This is a genomic window from Microvirga tunisiensis, from assembly GCF_009296175.1.
Classification (GTDB): Bacteria; Pseudomonadota; Alphaproteobacteria; order Rhizobiales; family Beijerinckiaceae; genus Microvirga; species Microvirga tunisiensis.
On record NZ_VOSK01000863.1, the window covers coordinates 1 to 948 of the forward strand.

1 protein-coding gene and 1 pseudogene are annotated in these 948 nt (G+C 64.1%); both read left to right on the forward strand.

Annotated features, from left to right (window positions below; genetic code table 11):
* Nucleotides 1–722 (forward strand): Hsp20/alpha crystallin family protein (locus tag FS320_RS44175; protein WP_244627782.1); only part of this gene is annotated, 722 nt, incomplete at its 5' end.
* A 57-nt stretch (nt 723–779) separates the two neighbouring features.
* Nucleotides 780–845 (forward strand): annotated as a pseudogene (locus FS320_RS44180) (low affinity iron permease family protein); the annotation flags it as partial.
* Nucleotides 846–948 lie beyond the last annotated feature (103 nt).

Below are 948 nucleotides of genomic sequence, written 5' to 3' on the forward strand. Positions count from 1 at the left end.
GTGCTTTGGCTCCGACATCATCCAGTCCGAGTTGTGTTGCCTTTCCGGCGGACCCATCACCCGCCGAGGATCGCACGTTGAACGAGGAGGAACGCACAATGGCCCGCAATCCGATGACCCCCTTCCGTCCCGGTGGCGGAATGCTCCCTGGTGATCCCGTCCTCTCGCTCCATCGCGAGATGAACCGCCTGTTTGACGATGTCTTCCGCGGGGCTGGCTTGCCCGCCGCGACCGGCAGCCAGGGCCAAGGCGATGTCGGCAACTTCGTCAACACCAGCATCAACGTGTCGGAGACGGAGAAAGAGATCCGCATCACCGCGGAACTGCCCGGCGTCACAGAGCAGGACATCGATGTCAGCCTCGATGACGATGTGCTCACCATCCGGGGTGAGAAGAGATTCGAGCGTACGGACGAGAAGGAGAACTTCCACTTTGTGGAGCGCTCCTACGGCACCTTCCAGCGCTCGCTGCGGCTGCCCTTCCCCATCGATCCGGACCAGGTGCAGGCGCGTTTCGAGAATGGCGTGCTGACCGTGACGGTGCCCAAGACCGGACGACAGGAGCGCTCGCGCCGCATCCAGGTGCAGGGTCGTGGTGCCGGGGGTCCCGGCAGCCAGAGCAATCAAGGTGCTCAGGACGCTTCCGGCGGCACCGGCACTGAAGGCGAGGATCGAGGGAAGGCCGGCGCCTCGGACCGGTCTAGCGACACAAGATCCGGATGAGCCAGTCGCCCGTGCGCCATCCCTGGCGCATGGGCTGCTCCACATCCGCTTAACCTGACCGGGACCACGATTGTCACCATCCTGATGGTGTTCCTGATCCAGAACACGCAGAACCGCGACGGTGAGCGATCGAGACCAAGGTGGGCGGATTAGGTCCGCGATGGCGCCTGGAGTTCCAGGTCTGGCAGCTTTCGGCTGTTGTGGCCGACCAAGCGCCCTGCTGGCG